Here is a 19,238-nt window from a genome sequence, read left to right on the forward strand (position 1 = left end):
TAATGGTTGTTGATGTTGACATATGCGGTTTGAAAGTTGGTGATGAACATCCTGTCAGGTTGATGGGAGTCATTAACCTCAGCAAGGAATCCTTTTACAAGGGTTCTGTGGTTAGTACTGATTCTCTTCTTGATGTTGCCCATAAAATGGTAGATGACGGGGCAACTATACTGGATATCGGAGCACGCTCCACATGGCCTCTTGCAAAACCCGTTATCGGGAAAGAAGAGGAACTGGAGCGCATGATCCCTGCACTGGATATCCTGAAGGACAACGTGGATGCACTCATATCCGTGGATACGGTATACTCAAGCGTTGCTGAAGAATCACTAAAACACGGTGCCGATATTGTCAATGACGTATCAGGCTTTACAAGTGATCCCCACATGATCGATGTTGTTGCAGATTATGACTGTCCTGCAGTGGTGATGGCATCGGAAAACGTTCCCGGAGACCCTATCGGCATGGATGCTATAATGGATTCACTGGCATCCATAATTGACAGGGCGGATGCCAGAGGGATAGATACTGATAAGCTCATACTGGACCCTGCCATAGGCAAGTGGATCCCTGAAAAGGACCCCATATATGATTTTGAGACCATCGACCAGTTCGAAAGCCTGAAGGTCTTTGAAAAGCCCCTGCTTGCAGCGATCTCACGAAAATCCTGTATCGATGCGGTGCTGCATAAACCCGCAAGCGAGAGATTGTACGGAAGCCTTGCCGCAACGGCAATTGTTGTACATAAAGGAGCACATATCATCAGGACACACGACATTCCCGAAACAAAGGATGTGGTCGAGGTTGCAAGGGCGATGAGGAAGAAAGAATCCTCTGTAAAGGCAGGGGATTTCGAGGTATCCCTGAAGGACATAATCCATCCTGATGATGCAGAATACCTGATGAAGAACATCGGTGTCACCGGCACAGGTGCAAAGGTCATGAAGAACAAGACCGTGAGCAAGGTCATGCGCGTAAACAACATCACTACCACCGAGGCACTGATAATCAAGCAGGAAATCCTGGCCCGTGGAGGAGATGCAGCCCTTGAACGCAATGCAGTTTCCCATGAGACCGAAAAGACAGATATCCTGATAATAGGTACACTTCTGCAATTCGAGAAACTGATACCAAAACTCTCGTACCAGGCACGTAATCTACCGCTTATTGCTGAGATGATAGCAGAGGCCCTTGAGCATGATATGGATGTGGAGCATCGTTACCGGAGAGAATTATGATAATCTCATCTGCAAAACCCTTTGAAGAGGTCCTTGAACTGTTAAAGGATGAAGACGATATATTCATTATCGGATGCAGTGCATGTGCTGCTAAGCTGCATGTAGGAGGGGAACCTGAAGTCCTGAACATGCGCCAGCGCCTTGAAGAGGCGGGAAAACATGTGGTGGGATGGTGCATACCCAGCGCTGCATGCAGTGTTGCTTCCTTTGATTCACTTATGGAAAAAAACCCTGCCATAAAGGATGCAAAAACCGTCCTTGTCATGGCATGCGGAAGTGGAGTTTCCATTGTATCCCAGATCGTGGAGCTAGCTGTTTATCCGTCCAATAACACGGAATCCCTCGGAGGGCGCTCACAGGGAGAAATTATCCCTGAACTCTGTGCCATGTGCGGAGATTGTAAGGTGTATTATTTTGGCGGCATCTGCCCTAAAGGCCAGTGTCCAAAGCAATTACTTAATGGCCCCTGCGGCGGTTCCATCGAGGGAAAATGCGAGGTTGACCCTGAAAAGGACTGTGTATGGGAACTGATCTACAGCAGGCTTGAGAAGATAGGCAGACTTGATTTGCTGGAAAAAGTGTGGACTTGCGAAGAGGTCACAGGGTAATTTATTTTCAGGTTAGCTGGTCAGGGCTTATTCTGGGATTTGTATTCGGATAATATCTTTTGAACCTGCCACTTTTTTCGAAACAGATAAAATTTTCATCCGTGAGTTTGCTGACATGCCAGCTTATAGTGCTTTTGTCCACACCCAGCTTTAAGGACAAATCCTTATTTGTAATGCCCGGCTCCTTGAGAATGGCTTCAAATACATCCGTTGTTGTGTTGTTTTCCGGATAAGGGTTTAGTGAAATAATTTCGTCTTCAGTACAGAGTCCTTTGCGAAAATAACCCGTCAGCCTGCCAAATCAGGCAGATGACAGCATGTTGGCCATTTTGAGTTTATCTGCATGATACCTGAAGGTTCCTCTTTTCATACGAAGATCTTTTAATATATCGCCTTCAGAACACCCCGGATGGTTAGAAATATAGGAGAGGATGCGTTTCCTGTTTTTCTCTCCCCTCCTGAATCCGATCTTTCCAAGAAGGAACGGAAAGAACTTGAAAAATCCAAAGGATGAAAACGAAAGGAAACAAAATATCGATATCAGTTTAAAGTAAAGAGGTAAATCCCAAAAAGTATGCGTCCCATCAGCTCCGCTGCTATCAATCAATTCTTCCGGGATGTCGTCAGGACGTTCTGAAGAGGGAATAATAGTATATCCGGCACTTCCAGTAAAGCAAGCTGTTGAGATGAGAAGCATGATACACGATATTTTCAGTAACAGGGAGATATTAATTTTCAATTGATATTTGGCTCCACCATTTTATGAGATTATCATAGTGACAAAACGGATTTCATTGAATGACTTCATATAGTTATTCCGATGTTCAGAGAATTGTTTATATATTAAATAAAAAAACTTAGATTAATAGATTATGGCCACTTTTCCAACTGAAAACAAAAAATCAAATCAAACCAAAGAGAGAGTGAACATGAAAAAAGTCCCGGTCAGAGAACGATTTTTGCATTTCCTTACAATCCTTATTGTCAGTACATTATTAGGATACCTGTATGATGACCTGATAAACGGGATATTTGTTGGAACTCTAATTGGAATCGGTTTTATAGTAATAGGAGAAGGGATGATTGGAGAAAGGCAAAACAAAAAGTAGATTATCTTTTCAATTGGAACTTTTGGCCATAATCATTTAATATCTTAAGCAAATTTTAGTATTTACTAAATAAATTAATTATGTCCTGCAGATTCAACAAAACAGAGAACAGACAATATGAATGCTGAAACTGATATTAAACAGAAAATGCATGTGGATATCTTTTTTGACACCACCATATTGAAAGTTCTTATACCTGTAGTACTGGTAATAATTATCCTGTATTTCCTGTGTGGCCAAACACCTGAATGTAAAATACTTATATATTTTAGCTTATACCTGAGCTTTATTCTGCTTCTGCTAAAAGATAATACTGTTGTAGAGATCACAACCCAAATGGCAATTATTCACAGACCTTTTTTTGCTCCAATAATAATTGACAAGAGAAGAATAAAAGATATCCAGATCAAAAAGAACACAAATCCGATCTTTCGCTACTTAATATTCATAATTCTCCTGCTTCTAACAGTATATGTTGCTTACCACAGACTCCAGGATGTCCTGTATGCAATACAGGGAGAAACACTAACACAGGGAATACTTGTAATTCTGTATGAATTCTGGTTAGTATTCTTATTGATGGTTATTTTATATGGAATTTGGATTAAACTCCCATATTCTACCTTACTGAGAGTTGATACGGATAAATCCAGATTCATATTTTATTCACAGGAAACTGCAACATTAAAAAAGAGAATAGAAGCTCAGGAGCATTGATGACATGTCACCGACAGAGTATATAAAAAAAAGAATGAATGTGGACATAATTGGTGATTTCAGTAATGTCCTGATAATTACTATTGCTTTTTTTATTTCACTATTTCTAATGTTTTTGCCGGGAATCCAGTCACCTGTTTTTGACATACTGTTTTTTTCAGATTGGTTTTTTTGCTTCGGAGCGCTTATATTGCAGGATATCACTACTGTAGAAGTAAACAAGGACAGGATTGTAATCCAGAGATATTTTTTCAGTCCCATTGAAGTAAAAAAGAAAGACATTGAACTGGTAAAGCTAAAAAACAATATTAGTGCCATATACCGCATTTTGTTCTATTTATAGTGTTCAACGCAACTTACTACACGTATTAATTCCTATCTTATTTTATGGCGGGGAAAGAACAAATTCTGATTGACCGAAAGGTAACTCTCGACGAGGTTAACGATCTGATCAAGTATGAAAGTAATTCAAGAGTGTTGAAAAGGCTCTATTTTGTTAAATTTAGATATTTAGGTGATTCTGTAGAAGAAGCTTCTACTAAAGTCGGAGTGACTAAGAAAACAGGATATTGCTGGCAAGAAAGTTGGAATAAAGGCGGCTATGCCGCCTTAATACCAAATTTTGGTGGAGGTAGGAAATCCAAACTTACTGATGAACAAAAAAAGGAATTAAGAACTTTGTTAGAAAATAAGGATTACTGGACCACAAGAGAAGTCTGGGAGTTAATAAAGGAAAAATACGGCGTAGAATATTCAGAGAAACAAGTAGGAGTTATACTCCACAATTTTAACATGTATCACTCAAAACCATATCCTCTTGACTACAGAAAACCTAAAAACGCTGAAGAGATCTTAAAAAAAACTAAGCGAAGCAATTCCAAAAGATATTGGTCAAGACGAGCAGTATATCGTAGGTTTCCTGGATGAATCTTCCCCACAAACAAAAGCAAACACTCAAAGGTTATGGTCATTTAAAAAACCGTTGATAATAAAAAATATGGATTACATTAAAGCAAATGCATTTGCATTTTATTCTATCAACGGGAACAGTATCATTGATTTTATGGAAAGCTCAAAAACAGAAGATGTGTGCAAATTCTTGGAAAAAATTGTAGAGCAAAACCCAGGGAAAAGAATAATTCTTGTTCTCGATAATGCAAGATCGCATCATGCAAAGAAAACGATAAGTAAAGCGAGAGATTTAAAAATAACACTTGTGTTTCTACCACCTTATTCACCAGATCTAAATCCAGTAGAATTTGTCTGGAAAACAATCAAAAGAGAAGTATCAGTCAAATTTGTCAGATCAAAAGAACATTTGAGGAATATTATCAAAATGGAATTTATGAGGGTAGAGAGCTCATTATCGTTTGCAAAAAAATGGATGGAAACTTTTAATGCACAAATAAAAAGTGTGATTTGTTGAGTTAAAGACTATATTTATGCTTGCAGCTTTAATCTACGTATCTTTCCATGCATATAATAATATCAATAAAGACCTCATAGATGGGAGACCAGTTGAAGCAATGGTTTTTTCAGTCCTGTCCAATTCTATTGTACCCATTTTTTTACTAATCCTATCTTTAAATGCTGAAAAAAGGCTTAGATATTCTTCTTTTATTGAAGTCATTGCCAAGAAGGGCAAATTCAGATTCTATAGTCATGATGCGGAAGATTTCAGAATGATTGCTGATACTGGAATGCAGGAGAAGCCATCATGAATAGCACGTTTGTACTTGGCAATAAAAATAGAATGGAGATTTAGGACATGGATTATTTCTACGCTTACAATCTGACAAATATTTACGTATTTATTGCCATATTCTTGATACTGATGCTCAGCTTAAAAGCAATAGCGGATAGAAAGAGCTGTAGATTAAATATATTTGTTTGGATATTGATTGCATTCTTCATGTTTCTGATTGCTAATTTCATTTCATCACTGATTTGACGTCAAGATTCATGATGATAGTCTGAAACAGTCCATGATTGCAATAGGTCAGGGTCTGCCTGATTCGGGAAAGACTTGACCACCTGCTGCGATGATTTTAAAAGCCCGACCTGCATATAACCTCCTCGATGTCCCTGACCTTCAAAGATAAACTTGAATCCGATCATTTTCTTATTACGGCAGAGATCAGCCCCCCGAAAGGAACAGATCTCAGCGAAGCCCTTGCGGATGCAGAGCTTATACGGGATCAGGTAGATGCTCTCAATGTCACGGATAACCAGCGTGCGGTCATGAGAATGAGTCCGCTGGCAGTCAGCAGGGCACTGCAGGATGCGGGACACGAGGTTATCATGCAGCTCACATGCAGGGACCGCAACAGGCTTGCACTGCAATCGGAGCTGCTGGGAGCCTATGCAATGGGTATCAGGAACATCTGTGTGATGACCGGGGATCACACCACCAAAGGCGACCATCCCGGTTCAAGGCCGGTATATGATATGGATTCCGTTCAGCTTCTTGATATTGTCCGCAGGATGAGGGAAGGATATGACCTTGCGGGCAATGTTATAGATAATCCCCCTGAATTCACGGTGGGTGCGGTTACAAATACGAATCCTTCAAAACTTATGCAGATGATGAAGCTGCGGAAAAAGGCAAAATCGGGACTTGATTTCATTCAGACTCAGGCTGTTTATGACACCGGCCAGTTCGAGATGTTCATGGAGATGACAGAAGATATCGAAGCTCCCGTCATTGCCGGATTGATCCCTCTCAAATCCGCGAGAATGGCACGATTTATGAATCAGAACGTGCCGGGAATTAATGTTCCTGAAGAAATAATACAAAGGATTGAAAATGCAGAGAGACCAGTTGACGAAGGTCTGGCCATATGTGCGGAAACAGCGCGTGAGCTCAAAAAACTCTGCAGGGGAATCCACATCATGCCTATAGGAAAACATGATAGAACCCCCCGGATACTTGAAATGGCCGGAATCAGGAAGAACATTTGATGACTAAAACGCAAATAGACCACGCAAAGGATGGCACCCTCACAGCCGAGATGCTTGAAGTTGCAAGGACAGAGAATATTGAAGAAGAACTTGTTCTGGAAAGGGTTGCAAACGGCAGCCTCGTGATTATGACACGAAAAGGTTGTCCTCCCGTTGCGATCGGAAAGGGTGCAGGTACCAAGATCAATGTCAACATGGGGACGTCTTCAGCTTCAATTGATCCGGGTTCCGAGATAGAGAAAGTTAAGATCGCACAGAAATACGGTGCTGCCACCATCACCGACCTCTCAATGGGAGGAGACATATCCGCCATCAGAAAGCTGGTACTTGAAAATACTCAACTCCCTGTTACAACAGTACCAATATACCAGACAATAGTCGAATGCGGAATGGATAATGTCAGCTTTGATGACATTCTTTCATATCTGAAAAAACACATTTATGAGGGTGTAAGTTCGGTACTTCTGCACTGTGTCGAAAGGAAGATGCTGGAGCAACTCAAAGGTTCCGGAAGGGTCATGGGAATGGTATCCAAGGGAGGATCCTTTACCAGCAGCTTTATGCTTCTTAATGATTGTGAGAATCCTTTCATCGAGCATTTTGACGAGATCATGCAGATACTCAGGAAGAACGATGTCGTGCTCTCCCTGGGAAATACCATGAGAAGCGGGTGTGTTCATGACTTGAAGGACGGTGCGCAGTTGATGGAAATCGAAAGGAACGCCACACTTGCTAAAAGAGCAAATGATATAGGCGTACAGGTGATCATCAACGGCATGGGCGGCCATATTCAGGCATCAGAGATACCGGAATCCGTGAAATTATATAAGGAAAAAGCAGACTTTCCATTATTTGTAGCCGGTCCTCTGCCAACGGATATTGCGGTAGGGTACGATCATATCGCAGGTGCGGTGGGAGCGAGCATGGCAAGCGGAGCAGGTGCAGATTACCTTTGCTACATAACACCCGCAGAACATCTCTCGTTGCCAAGCCCGCAACAGGTCAGAGAAGGGCTTATCGCATTCAGAATAGCAGCCCATATAGGAGATTCCATAAAATACGGCTTGAGTGATAATGACCTCATGCTTGCAAGAAAAAGAGCTGAATTTGACTGGAAAGCACAGGCAGAGCTTGCTATTGATCCGGACAGACCGACTCAGATGTGCCCTGATGAGGGGCCATGTTCCATGTGTGGAGATTACTGTGCAATTAAGATCATGAAAAACTATCTTTCCGGAGATAACTGAATGCAGACAGATCATTCCTCGTTGCAGATATTCGGAATAAGGACTCCGCTCATCAGACCGGGAGACAATATTGCAGAGATACTTATAAGTTCTGTCGAAAATTCAGGGATCACTTTTCAGGACAATGATATCCTCATCATTGCAGAATCACCACTTGCAACCGCCGAGAATCGTCTGGTATTTCTTGGGGATGTGGAGCCATCCGGAAAAGCAAAAGAACTCGCACTTCAATACCGTCTGGACCCACGGGAAATGGAGCTTATACTGCAGGAATGTGACGAAATATTCGGTGGAGTTCCCGGTGCCGCACTGACCATCACGGACGGTACTCTCTCACCTAATGCGGGCATTGACAGTTCTAACGCCCCTGAAGGATATGTGGTACTGCTTCCCGAAGACCCGCAGGCCAGTGCCGAACGGATCCGCAGTGACATAGAGAGTCATTGCAATTGCCATATAGGAGTGATAGTGGGTGACAGCCGCACACAACCCCTCAGACTCGGGTGTGTGGGCATTGCCCTGGGAAGCTCCGGTATAGTACCTGTAGAGGATGTCAGGGGTTCGGTGGATCTTTTCGGAAAGGAGATGAAGATCACCCGAAAAGCTGTTGCCGATAATCTTGTTTCTGCCGCACAGATTCTTATGGGAGAAGCCGGGGAAAGTATTCCTGCAGTGCTTATCCGTGGAGCACCGGTACAGTCTACTAAGGAATCTGTGGAAATGCCTCTTTTCTCACCGGACGAATGTATGTACTACAGCAATATCAGGAAACAGTAGGAAGCTGTATTCCTGGCCTGAAATTTTGAAAATATAGAATATTGTCAGTGTTATAGAACACTATAGAGAAATAATAATTACAATCTCATATAGAGCTCATTGTTTCTAAAAAGAGCTATTTACCACTCAACAAAATATTGGTACAAAGTTCATGTTCTTTCCGGTAAAGTCCCATGCTGGATTCATTCGCAATCCAAGGTTGGTCAAATATGGAAAGACAAAAGATTAATTTTATGGTAACCCTCGCAATCGTAGGGTTAATTCTGCTCGGAAGCATGGCTTCCGCAGTATCTGGAAAACAATTTGATAGAGAAAACAAAAATGATATTGATTTTCCAGAGCATGCAAAAGGACTTACGAAGCAAAAGGATAACTCAAAGATAAAGAATGTAATTGTCATGGTACCAGACGGATGTGACCAGGATATTCAGACCCTTGCACGCTGGTACAGTGGAGAGGAACTGCAGCTTGACAGTATGTTCACAGGAATGGTTTCCACAAACATGGCAAACTCGGTCATCACCGGTTCTGCTGCTGCTGCAACAGCCTTTGCAACAGGTGAGAAGACCACAGCCAGATTCCTTGGAGTAGGACCAAGGACCGATGATCTGCTTTCAATATATGAAGCAGAAGACATGACCGAGCCTTATGCACCAGTGGCATCAGTACTCGAAGGTGCAAAACTTGAAGGAAAAGCAACTGGCCTTATTGCAACTTCCAGTGTTACCCATGCAACACCTGCAGCTTATGCAGTACACATACATGACAGAGGAATGGACAGCGAAATAATGGAACACATAGTCTACCAGGATATCGATGTCGTATTTGCAGGCGGAGAGAATTATCTGAGTAACAGTCGTAACGATGGTGAGAACCTCAAAGAAGTTCTCCTGGACGAAGGATACCAGTTTGTTACTACAGCAGATGAAATGGAATCCCTGAAATCAGGCCAGGCCTGGGGAATGTTTTCAAGCGGACACATGCATTACGATATCGACCGCGAGGGTACAGAAGAGCCTTCAATTTCAGAGATGACTGATAAAGCGATCGAGCTGCTATCTCAGGATAAGGACGGATTCTTCCTTATGGTGGAAGGCAGTCAGGTTGACTGGGCAGGACACGCAAACGACCCTGAACACATGGTAACAGACTTCCTTGCATTTGATGAAGCTGTTGAGGTTGCTGTTGACTTTGCCGAACAGGACGGACACACACTGGTAATAGTCTTCCCTGATCACAACACCGGTGGTATGACAATAGGAAACTATGATACATCTTACACAGATCTGACAGTGGAAGAACTTGTTAATCCAATTGAGGGAGAAGAAGGCACTGTAGAGATAGGATGGACAACAGGCGGACATGCTGGTGGAGATGTACCTCTCTGGGCGTATGGTCCCGACAAGCCAACCGGACTCCTTGACAATACCGAACTTGCAACATGTGTAGCTGATGCATTCGGCTTCGATCTTGCTGATGTAAATGAGGAGCTCTTTGTGGAAGTTGATGAAGCATTCCCTGGAATGTGGTCACTTGATACAACCGACCCTGCAAACCCGGTCCTTGTGATCAACGGTGAAGCTGAACTTCCAATAAGCAAGGACATCCTGAGAATTGATGGCACTGAGTACGATCTTGAAGGTATCGTTGTGGCTGTCCCGATGGCCGATGGAGATGGAACACTCAGCGCAGATGATGATTTCTACATCCCACATGAAGCAATCGAGATCATCAACAACGCTTAAAGCCAAAATCAAAGGGATTATATTCCCTTTTCTTTTTTAGTGATATCCCATCAAGCAGAGATATTCAGCAAATTTAATATTGATCTATCTGACCTGCATGAAGGAACAGGCCTTAAAAGCTGACGAATAACCCAATTTACTTATGGGCTGCATATTACTATTTACTCCTCAAGACCCAGACCCTTCATGATCATGTGATAGTCGCCTACATGCATCCTTGAATAAAATGCCCTCTTGATCACTTCACTCAGAGAAGGATGTATATCCATAGCATGCATTATCGGGTGGGCACTCTGTTCGGAAGTGTATATCACAGGAGTGATCTCATGGATGAGTACTGAAGCATGTGGCCCTATTATATGAGCACCGAGAATTTTTTCATTCTCTGCTTCCATGATTATTTTCACAAATTCATCCTTAAGGTCCATTGCATGACCTTTTCCGGTTTCCTCAAACCGATAGAAACCTATTATGATATTCTCTTCTCCGTATTCCTCTATGGCCCTGAACTCATTCATTCCCACTGCAGCGATTTCAGGATATGAGAAAACCGCGTGGGGTACCGCATGATAATCCACACTCTTTTTCTTGCCAAGAACTGCGTTATAATAGACTACAGTGGATTCATGGTTAGCTACATGTTTGAAAAGGTACATCCCATTTGCATCCCCGAAAGCCCAGACATTCTTTGCCGAAGTTTCCAGGTGTTCATTTACCTTTATCCAGCCTCTGTCATCTACTTCTATTCCACCCTTTTCAGGATTCAGGATATCAGTATTCGGAGACCTTCCTGTGGCAACAAGTATCTCACTTGCAACTACTATTATCTCCTCATCGGTCTCACGGTCTTTGCAGATCACTTTTTTACCTTCTGGAGATGAGCTGACCTCAAGAACCTCACAGTTTGTGATGATATCCATGTAACCCGACATCATCTTCTTTGCAAGCGTCGAGACTTCCGGTTCTTCACCTGGAATGAAGAAAGGATTTCTTCCGAGGACCGTGACCTTTGATCCCATTGCAGAGAAAAAATGTCCGTATTCTGCCGCGATGTAGCCTCCACCGATGATAGCCAGACTTTCAGGAAGTGCCTCAAGTTCAAGAACAGTGTCACTTGTCAGATAACCGGTATCATCAAGTCCCTTAATGGGCGGGATCATGGGTTTTGAGCCGGTGCACAGAAATATCATCTCTGCGCTGATCTCTTCGTCTCCGACCCTGAGTGTATAGGGAGCTGTGAAACTGGCAATATCCCTGTAGTAATCGATCCTTTCACTGTAGGAATAGCCTTTCTTTACGTTTTCTATGTCCTCAGATATGGAGTTTCTCATCCTGCCCATGACAGCCCTGAAATCGATGTCTTCGATACTGGCCCGTATACCGAAATTCTTTGCTTTTTTTATATCTCTCACAAGTTCTGCCGGGTAAAGGAGTATCTTTGAAGGTATGCATCCGCGGGTGAGACATATCCCTCCGGGTTCGTCCTTATCCACGACAGCAACTTTAAGTTCCGGGTTCGCATCCATCATAGGATAGACATAGTTCATACCGGAACCCGTACCAATAACGATTAGATCATATTCTTTCATGTGATTTCCCCACAGTAGATATTTATTATGGATATTAGAGTTACATAATCCTATTATTTATTGGTTCTATCGGCTGCTCAAAAACTTAAAATAATAACCGCCACTCAGAGTAAATATATTTATTGTACCGTATTATTATCCTCTCACGGAGAAAAACGATGCCTGATAAAAGAGAACAGCTGGCAAGCAGAATCGGATTTCTGCTTATATCAGCAGGATGTGCCATCGGTCTTGGGAATGTCTGGAGATTCCCTTTTATTACGGGGAAATATGGTGGTGCCGCCTTTGTCACAGTCTATCTGATGTTTTTACTTTTGCTTGGCCTGCCAATACTTATAATGGAGTATTCCATCGGAAGGGGCGGGAGACTTAATATCGCAGGTTCCATGAGGAATCTGGAACCTGATGGAAGCAAATGGCACAGACTTGGTTATTTTGCCATGATGGGAAATTTCCTTCTGGCAATGTTCTACACTACTGTGGCCGGATGGGGACTTGCGTATGTTTATTTTTCACTCAGCGGCAGATTCAACGGAATGGGACCTGAAGAAGTAGGTACCTTCTTTAGCAGCTTTCTGGGAAACACGGAAGCTCTTGTATTCTGGATGACACTGGCTGTGCTCCTCGGATTCTGGGTATGTTCCCTCGGACTGCAGAAGGGAGTGGAGAAGGCCAGTAAATCCCTGATGGCAGGTCTGTTTGTAATCCTGCTTGCACTTATAGTCAGAGCTGTGACGCTGCCCGGAGCAGCAGAGGGTATCACTTTTTACCTGCTTCCGGATTTTTCAAGACTGAGCTGGGAAGCTGTAAATGCAGCAATGGGACAGGCTTTTTTCACACTCAGCATAGGAGCGGGAGGAATGGCGATCTTCGGAAGCTACATCGGTAAAGAGCGCCGCCTTACAGGTGAATCCATCAATGTTGTTGCACTTGATACGACAATTGCACTGCTCACAGGACTTGTAATATTCCCTGCAGCCTTTGCCTTTGGTATTGCTGCGGATTCCGGGCCGGGACTGATATTTGTGACCCTGCCCAATATATTCAACCAGATGACAGGCGGGCAGATATGGGGAACTTTCTTCTTTGTATTCCTGTCATTTGCGGCAATGACGACACTGATAGCCGTTTTTGAGAACATCATGGCATTTACCATGGATGAGAGAGGATGGGGAAGAAAAAAGGCTGCGTTGATCAATGCAACAGGTATTTTCATACTTTCCCTACCCTGCACACTGGGTTTTACATTACTGAAATGGATACAACCTCTTGGAAACGGAACCGGCATCATCGATCTTGAGGACTTTGTTTTCAGTAATCTTATCCTCCCGATAGGTGCACTCTCCTTTGTCCTTTTCTGCACCTACAGATTCGGTTGGGGATGGGATAATTTCATAGAGGAGGTGGATGAAGGAAAAGGAATTAAATTTCCTCTCTGGATAAAACCCTATCTGAACTTTGTACTGCCGGTTATTATCCTGGTGATAATGATAAAGGGATGGCTGGAGATATTGTAAGTAATAAGTACGTAGTAATGCAGAAAACTCAAAAAAGTAACAAGGGTCAATTGACCCCATTACTTTCGAACGAGAGAGAAACAAATACTGAACGTTTTTGATGGTATATAGATGCTTTTGTGTATATTACTGGTAAAATACAAATGCAGAGATATTTTTTTGCCAATCCGCTTTTAACGAGAACAGACAACGTTTGAATGGATAAAATCATATAAAACTCTCACAGCTTCCGCTAAGAACGATTGACAACTTGTAAAAAGCAATGTAAATAACAGAGATTAATCTCAGCATTGTAAAAGTCAGTAGAAAAAGTAGGTTTAAGTTAGAGTAAATGTAAGTGAGCCAGCAGCGATTCGTAGTTCCCAAAGACTCTCGTACTTCAGTACAGTACGAAACGCTGGCAGGCTTATCTTCTGTGTTCGGGATGGGTACAGGAGTTGCCCTGCCGCTATGGCCGCCAGACTCACTTACATATGATGAAGGTAAAGCCAAGGTCCGGATTCGAACCGGAATGAAATCGCTCTGCAGGCGATTGCGTAGCCGCTCCGCCACCTTGGCGCAAAGAGCGATAATTCATTGTAGCCAGTATCTTAAATACTTTACCTTTTAGATCAAGATAATCACATACACATATCAGATTTCGCCTGGACAAAGTAAGGTAGATAGGCACGGATGGTTAGTAGCCGCGGACTGAACACCTCGTTGCCTTGGTGCTTACATCCCGACCCTATCAAACCGATCTTCTATCGGAACCCTTAATGCAGTCTCTTTTCAGGTCAGATTTCGAGCTTAGATGCATTCAGCTCTTATTCCTTAGCGCGTAGCTGCTCGGCTATGCCTTGTCAGACAACCGATACACCAGTGGCGCCGCTACCCTGTTCCTCTCGTACTAAAGGTAGCTTACCCTCAGACCACGTACACCTCTAGTAGATAGTAACCGACCTGTCTCACGACGGTCTAAACCCAGCTCACGATCTCCTTTAATAGGCGAACAACCTCACCCTTGGCCGCTGCTGCACGGCCAGGATGGAAAGAACCGACATCGAAGTAGCAAGCTGCCGGGTCGATATGTGCTCTTGCCGGCAACAACTCAATTATCCCCGAGGTAACTTTTCTGTCATTTTTGGCCCGCACCAAGCGGGACACAAAAGTTCGCTAGAACCGACTTTCGTCTCGTCATCCACTGCTATGCTGAATAACGTCAGGCTGACTTATGCTCTTGCACTCTTCAGTAGGTTTCCGACCCACTTGAGTCAACCATTGTGCGCCCTTGATATCTTTTCAAGGGCGTCCCGCCCCAGGCAAACTGCCCACCTATCGGGGTCCTCCTCGCGGAGTTAGAATCGTAATCTCAGAAGGGTAGTGTCCCATTGGTGGCTCCATCGATGCTGGCGCACCGACTTCGACGCCTCCTACCTACACTGTACATCCGAGATCACAACCCAGCGACAGGCTGCAGTAAAGCTCTACGGGGTCTTCACTTCCCCCTAGAGGTCTCTAGACTGTGCACTAGAAAGTAAGCTTCACCGGACTCTGGCTAGGGACAGTAGAGCTCTCATTGATCCATTCATGCGAGTCGCCAATTAAGCGACAAGGTACTACGCTACCTTAAGAGGGTCATAGTTACCCCCGCTGTTTACAGGCCCTTCGTCCCATTGTACTGGGTGTTCAGGTACCTGCACTGAGCAGGATTCAGAGATCGTACTAGCCTTTTCAGGTTTGCGATCTCCTATGTTGGTATTAGACAGTTAGAGCTCTCTTGTCACTGCGACCTGCTGTCTACACAGCAGGCACTCCTTCTCCCGAAGTTACGGAGCTAATTTGCCGAATTCCCTTAGCCAAAATATTCCGACACGCCTAAGCCTTTTCAGCTAGGGGCACCTGTGTCAGTTCTCGGTACGGACATCTGACTCCCTTTTCACGGGTTCCCGGGTGCAGCCAACTTTCGCCATAACATATTCGTCTGCTTCTCGCCATTACGGCTCTCCACAGAGTTCGATGCTTAGACGGCGCGACAACGCCGCTTGGCCTGCCCAAAAACGTCAGTTTATTGCCAGATGGTACAGGAATATTAACCTGTTTCCCTTTTGATGTACTCGAATTACGGTACAACTTAGGACCGACTAACCCTCGGCTGACGATCATTGCCGAGGAAACCTAGCCCCTTCGGCGGATAGGATTCTCACCTATCTATGCTGTTACTATTACCAGGATTTTCGTTTCCGCACGGTCCACAGGACTTCACAGCCCTGCTTCTGCCCGAGCGCAACGCCTTCCTACAAGATCACCTTTACGGTGCTCCGTGGTATCGGTGGTCGACTTGAGCCCCGTCCATTTTCGGGGCCCTAAACCTCGACTGGTGGGCTGTTACGCACTCTTTAAAGGGTAGCTGCTTCTAAGCTAACCTTCCAGCTGTCTAGGGCTTAGGACACCCTTTAGTATTAACACTTAGTCGACACTTTGGGACCTTAACCACGGGCTGGGTTGTCTCCCTTACGGACTACAAGCTTACCCCAGTAGCCCGGACTCCGACCTTCTAAGACGACGGTGGTTTTGGAGTTTGGCAGGAGAGTGAGGGATTTCTCCCCCAGGATCTCCAATCAGTGCTCTACTCCACCGACTATCTCCAGTCAGGTCATGCTACGACATGTTTCGGAAGGAACCAGCTGATGCCGGGTTTGATTAGCCTTTCACTCCAAGACGCAGGTCACACGAATGATTTGCAGATCAATACCGCTTGCGGTCCTCCACGTAGCTTTCGCCACGCTTCAACCTGCCCACGCCTAGATCACCCGGCTTCGGGTCGTATCACAATGACTCCACGCACTTGTATACGTCGCTCCTCACCACAAGGGTTGCGAGCATGTTGCTTTCGCTTCGGCTTCCTAATTTAAAAGTTAGCCTTCGCCATTCTAATACACTCCCTGGCCCGTTCTTCAAAACGTAAGATATGACATCGGCAATGATACTCGTACAGCAGCCTCGCGACTGTTTCCTTCGTATCACAGATCCTTTCATGCCATATCGCTCCATCGCCTCCAGGTTTCAGGCACTTTTAACCTCCCTTTTTGGGGTACTTTTCAGTTTTCGGTCACCCTACTAGTTCGCTATCGGTCTCAAGATGTATTTAGTTTTGGAAGTTGGTGCCTCCCAAATTCGCGCGGGAATTCCGACCCACGCTACTCAGGACAAAATCCAGATCCTTTGATCAATACCTACGTGACTTTCACACTCTTTGGTTTCACGTTCCAGAGAAATTCGGTTATGATCAAGTGGGATCTTTAGAAAAAGCCTATAACACCACATCTCCCGTCCGTTACCGGCGGGATTCAGTTTGAACTATACCGTGTTCATTCGCCATTACTAGCGGCATCTCTTCGATTTCTTTTCCTGCCCCTACTAAGATGTTTCAGTTCGGGGCGTTCCCGATCATTGCTGATCGATGCGCAAAACGCATCAGGAAGACCCATTAGGAGATCCCAGGTTCATCGGTTCCATGCACCTACCCTGGGCATATCGCAGCTTGGCACGTCCCTCGTCAGCACTTGAGCCGAGCCATCCACCTGAAGGCATAATTACCAGAGTCCACCTCACTTTATCCAGTGAGCGTCTGATATATGCATGCTTATAATGATCTCATTGTGTTCGACATTGGGGATGTGAACACTTCATCCTTCCCTGGCAAAATTACTTGCCTGGTGCACTAATAATTAAATGGACTTGCTGGGATTCGAACCCAGGGCCTTCGCCTTGCAAAGGCGACGATCTTCCAACTGATCTACAAGCCCTTGAGCGTCCCGCTTGTGTATTGGATCTGGCAGTTTATCGATTTCTGACCGGTAAGTGGTGATCGGCTTTGTGCCGATCTGCTTAGGAGGTGATCCAGCCGCAGATTCCCCTACGGCTACCTTGTTACGACTTAACCCCCCTTGCGAAATTTAGGTTCGAACACGACACAAAGTTCGTGCCCTCACCCATACCTCACTCGGGTGGTTTGACGGGCGGTGTGTGCAAGGAGCAGGGACGTATTCACCGCGCTATATTGAAACGCGATTACTACGGATTCCAGCTTCACGAGGGCGAGTTGCAGCCCTCGATCCGAACTACGGCCGGGTTTATGAGATTACCAACCCCTTTCGGGGTAGGAGCCCATTGTCCCGGTCATTGTAGCCCGCGTGTAGCCCTGGAGATTCGGGGCATACTGACCTACCGTAGCCCGCACCTTCCTCTGGTTTAGCACCAGCGGTCCCCACAGAGTACCCATCATCCCGAAGGATATGCTGGCAACAGTGGGCACGGGTCTCGCTCGTTGCCTGACTTAACAGGATGCTTCACAGTACGAACTGACGACGGCCATGCACCTCCTCTCAGCGATTCAGGTAAGACCTTCAGCCTGACCTACATATTGCTGTCGCCCCAGGTGAGTTTTCCGGCGTTGAGTCCAATTAAACCGCAGGCTCCACCCGTTGTAGTGCTCCCCCGCCAATTCCTTTAAGTTTCAGCCTTGCGGCCGTACTTCCCAGGTGGCTCGCTTCACGGCTTCCCTGCGGCACCTGAAACGGTCGCACCATCCCAGACACCTAGCGAGCATCGTTTACGGCTGGGACTACCCGGGTATCTAATCCGGTTCGTGCCCCCAGCTTTCGTCCCTCACCGTCGGACCCGTTCTGGTAAGACGCCTTCGCCACTGGTGGTCCCACAGGGATTACAAGATTTCACTCCTACCCCTGTAGTACCTCTTACCTCTCCCGGTCCCAAGCCTGACAGTATCCCCCGGAAGCCTAACAGTTGAGCTGTCAGATTTCCCGGAAGACTGATCAAACCGGCTACGGACCCTTTAGACCCAATAATAGTGGCTACCACTCGGGCCGCCGGTGTTACCGCGGCGGCTGGCACCGGTCTTGCCCGGCCCTTGCTAACACCTGTGATTTATACAGGTGGACAGCCAGCATAATATGCTGGCACTCAGTGTCCCCTTATCGCGGTTTCCCGCATTGTAAAGATTTCGCGCCTGCTGCGCCCCGTAGGGCCTGGATTCATGTCTCAGAATCCATCTCCGGGCTCTTGCTCTCACAACCCGTACCCGTCGTCGGCTAGTAGGTACTTTACACCCACTACTACCTGATAGGCCGCAGATCCATCCTAAGGCGCCGGAACTTTTAACCACAGAACATTCCAGTATCTATGGTTTATCCGGTATTATCCCCAGTTTCCCGGGGTTATGCCGGACCTTAGGGCAGGTTATCCACGTGTTACTGAGCAGTACGCCATGTTCACGAAGAACATTTGACTCGCATGGCTTAATCGAACACTGATAGCAGTAACCTCTGGCAGGATCAACCAGAATTGTTGATCACACACAAAATTTTGGAAGTCATTTTAAGGAATCGATCGGAGAAATTCTATTTGAGAGAATTTTCCTTTCTGCACATAAGTTTGGTTAATTCCTTATGTAGTGTATTATGCACTACCGGTCAGAATTAACCGAACTGCCAAATCCAACGTCAGACAGGAAATAACTCCTGCCTCCACTTGTTATAAGGCGGTGATTGTAATTGATTTTCGCGCATTGCGCGAGGACTCCTACAAGGCAGCGATCATATATAAACCTTCCGACCATCAAGGCCGAAGACTTTGACCGACTTCTTTTTTGAGTCATTTTCGCGCACGGATGCGCGGAGACTTTCTAACGCTGCAATCGTATATATACCTTTGCATTCCGAAGAACGC

The 19,238-nt window shown here is 45.0% G+C and carries 14 protein-coding genes, 2 tRNA genes and 3 rRNA genes; 11 read left to right on the forward strand and 8 right to left on the reverse strand.

All coding sequences use genetic code 11. The annotated features are described in order from the left end of the window. Positions 1-2: 2 nt before the first annotated feature. Complete coding sequence (gene folP, locus HWN40_RS13005; RefSeq protein ID WP_176966129.1) at positions 3-1,238, forward strand: dihydropteroate synthase; 1,236 nt, start codon at positions 3-5, stop codon at positions 1,236-1,238. Continuing rightward, on the forward strand, positions 1,235-1,846 hold the full coding sequence (locus tag HWN40_RS13010; RefSeq protein WP_176966130.1) for a methylenetetrahydrofolate reductase C-terminal domain-containing protein: 612 nt from the start codon (positions 1,235-1,237) through the stop codon (positions 1,844-1,846). Before folP ends, HWN40_RS13010 begins: the two co-directional genes overlap by 4 nt. Before the next feature lie 7 nt (positions 1,847-1,853). Here HWN40_RS13010 and HWN40_RS13735 read toward each other — a convergent pair whose 3' ends face one another. Next, on the reverse strand, positions 1,854-2,138 hold the full coding sequence (locus HWN40_RS13735) for a winged helix-turn-helix domain-containing protein (RefSeq protein WP_176966430.1): 285 nt from the start codon (positions 2,136-2,138) through the stop codon (positions 1,854-1,856). 9 nt (positions 2,139-2,147) lie between these two features. Beyond that, positions 2,148-2,543, reverse strand: coding sequence for a hypothetical protein (locus tag HWN40_RS13020; RefSeq protein WP_176966131.1), 396 nt, complete (start codon positions 2,541-2,543; stop codon positions 2,148-2,150). 175 nt (positions 2,544-2,718) lie between these two features. On the opposite strand from HWN40_RS13020, the gene HWN40_RS13025 reads away from it, so the two are divergent. The 8 genes from HWN40_RS13025 (at position 2,719) to HWN40_RS13060 (ending at position 10,402) form a co-directional block, all read left to right on the forward strand. Beyond that, positions 2,719-2,955, forward strand: a complete 237-nt coding sequence (locus HWN40_RS13025) for a hypothetical protein (RefSeq protein WP_176966132.1) — start codon at positions 2,719-2,721, stop codon at positions 2,953-2,955. A gap of 117 nt (positions 2,956-3,072) precedes the next feature. After that, positions 3,073-3,672: a hypothetical protein gene (locus HWN40_RS13030; protein WP_176966133.1), complete on the forward strand. Its 600-nt coding sequence runs from the start codon at positions 3,073-3,075 to the stop codon at positions 3,670-3,672. A gap of 387 nt (positions 3,673-4,059) precedes the next feature. Beyond that, positions 4,060-5,098, forward strand: a protein-coding gene (locus tag HWN40_RS13035) for an IS630 family transposase (protein ID WP_176966134.1) whose coding sequence is annotated in 2 segments (ribosomal slippage) — positions 4,060-4,527 and positions 4,529-5,098 — 1,038 coding nt in all. Because the reading frame shifts where the segments join, the coding sequence is not laid out codon by codon here. 16 nt (positions 5,099-5,114) lie between these two features. Then, a complete protein-coding gene (locus HWN40_RS13040; RefSeq protein WP_176966135.1) occupies positions 5,115-5,393 on the forward strand; it encodes a hypothetical protein in 279 nt (92 codons plus the stop codon). Positions 5,394-5,751: 358 nt separating this feature from the next. Continuing rightward, positions 5,752-6,633 (forward strand): methylenetetrahydrofolate reductase, encoded by an 882-nt coding sequence (locus HWN40_RS13045; RefSeq protein ID WP_176966136.1) that lies wholly within the window; start codon positions 5,752-5,754, stop codon positions 6,631-6,633. Then, positions 6,633-7,880, forward strand: a complete 1,248-nt coding sequence (thiC, locus tag HWN40_RS13050) for a phosphomethylpyrimidine synthase ThiC (RefSeq protein ID WP_176966137.1) — start codon at positions 6,633-6,635, stop codon at positions 7,878-7,880. The genes HWN40_RS13045 and thiC overlap by 1 nt, the downstream gene beginning before the upstream one ends. Continuing rightward, positions 7,881-8,657: a coenzyme F420-0:L-glutamate ligase gene (gene cofE / locus HWN40_RS13055; RefSeq protein WP_176966138.1), complete on the forward strand. Its 777-nt coding sequence runs from the start codon at positions 7,881-7,883 to the stop codon at positions 8,655-8,657. 209 nt (positions 8,658-8,866) lie between these two features. Further along, positions 8,867-10,402 carry an alkaline phosphatase gene (locus HWN40_RS13060; RefSeq protein WP_176966139.1) on the forward strand — a complete coding sequence of 512 codons (1,536 nt, stop codon included), beginning with the start codon at positions 8,867-8,869 and terminating at the stop codon, positions 10,400-10,402. 161 nt (positions 10,403-10,563) lie between these two features. Here HWN40_RS13060 and HWN40_RS13065 read toward each other — a convergent pair whose 3' ends face one another. Further along, positions 10,564-11,991: a dihydrolipoyl dehydrogenase gene (locus HWN40_RS13065; RefSeq protein ID WP_176966140.1), complete on the reverse strand. Its 1,428-nt coding sequence runs from the start codon at positions 11,989-11,991 to the stop codon at positions 10,564-10,566. Positions 11,992-12,149: 158 nt separating this feature from the next. On the opposite strand from HWN40_RS13065, the gene HWN40_RS13070 reads away from it, so the two are divergent. Then, positions 12,150-13,508 carry a sodium-dependent transporter gene (locus HWN40_RS13070; RefSeq protein WP_176966141.1) on the forward strand — a complete coding sequence of 453 codons (1,359 nt, stop codon included), beginning with the start codon at positions 12,150-12,152 and terminating at the stop codon, positions 13,506-13,508. A gap of 340 nt (positions 13,509-13,848) precedes the next feature. Here the strand turns inward: HWN40_RS13070 and rrf are convergent. From rrf to HWN40_RS13095, 5 genes are all read right to left on the reverse strand, one after another. Then, positions 13,849-13,970: ribosomal RNA gene (rrf, locus tag HWN40_RS13075) — 5S ribosomal RNA — on the reverse strand. Between the two features lie 24 nt (positions 13,971-13,994). Then, a tRNA-Cys gene (locus tag HWN40_RS13080) sits at positions 13,995-14,066 on the reverse strand. Between the two features lie 98 nt (positions 14,067-14,164). Then, positions 14,165-17,093, reverse strand: a 23S ribosomal RNA gene (locus HWN40_RS13085). 130 nt (positions 17,094-17,223) lie between these two features. Then, positions 17,224-17,296 (reverse strand) — tRNA-Ala (locus HWN40_RS13090). An 84-nt stretch (positions 17,297-17,380) separates the two neighbouring features. Next, positions 17,381-18,855 (reverse strand): 16S ribosomal RNA (locus HWN40_RS13095). The 16S, 23S and 5S rRNA genes sit together here with 2 tRNA genes alongside, the layout of an rRNA operon. Between the last annotated feature and the right edge of the window lie 383 nt (positions 18,856-19,238).

This window comes from Methanolobus zinderi, assembly GCF_013388255.1.
Classification (GTDB): Archaea; Halobacteriota; Methanosarcinia; order Methanosarcinales; family Methanosarcinaceae; genus Methanolobus; species Methanolobus zinderi.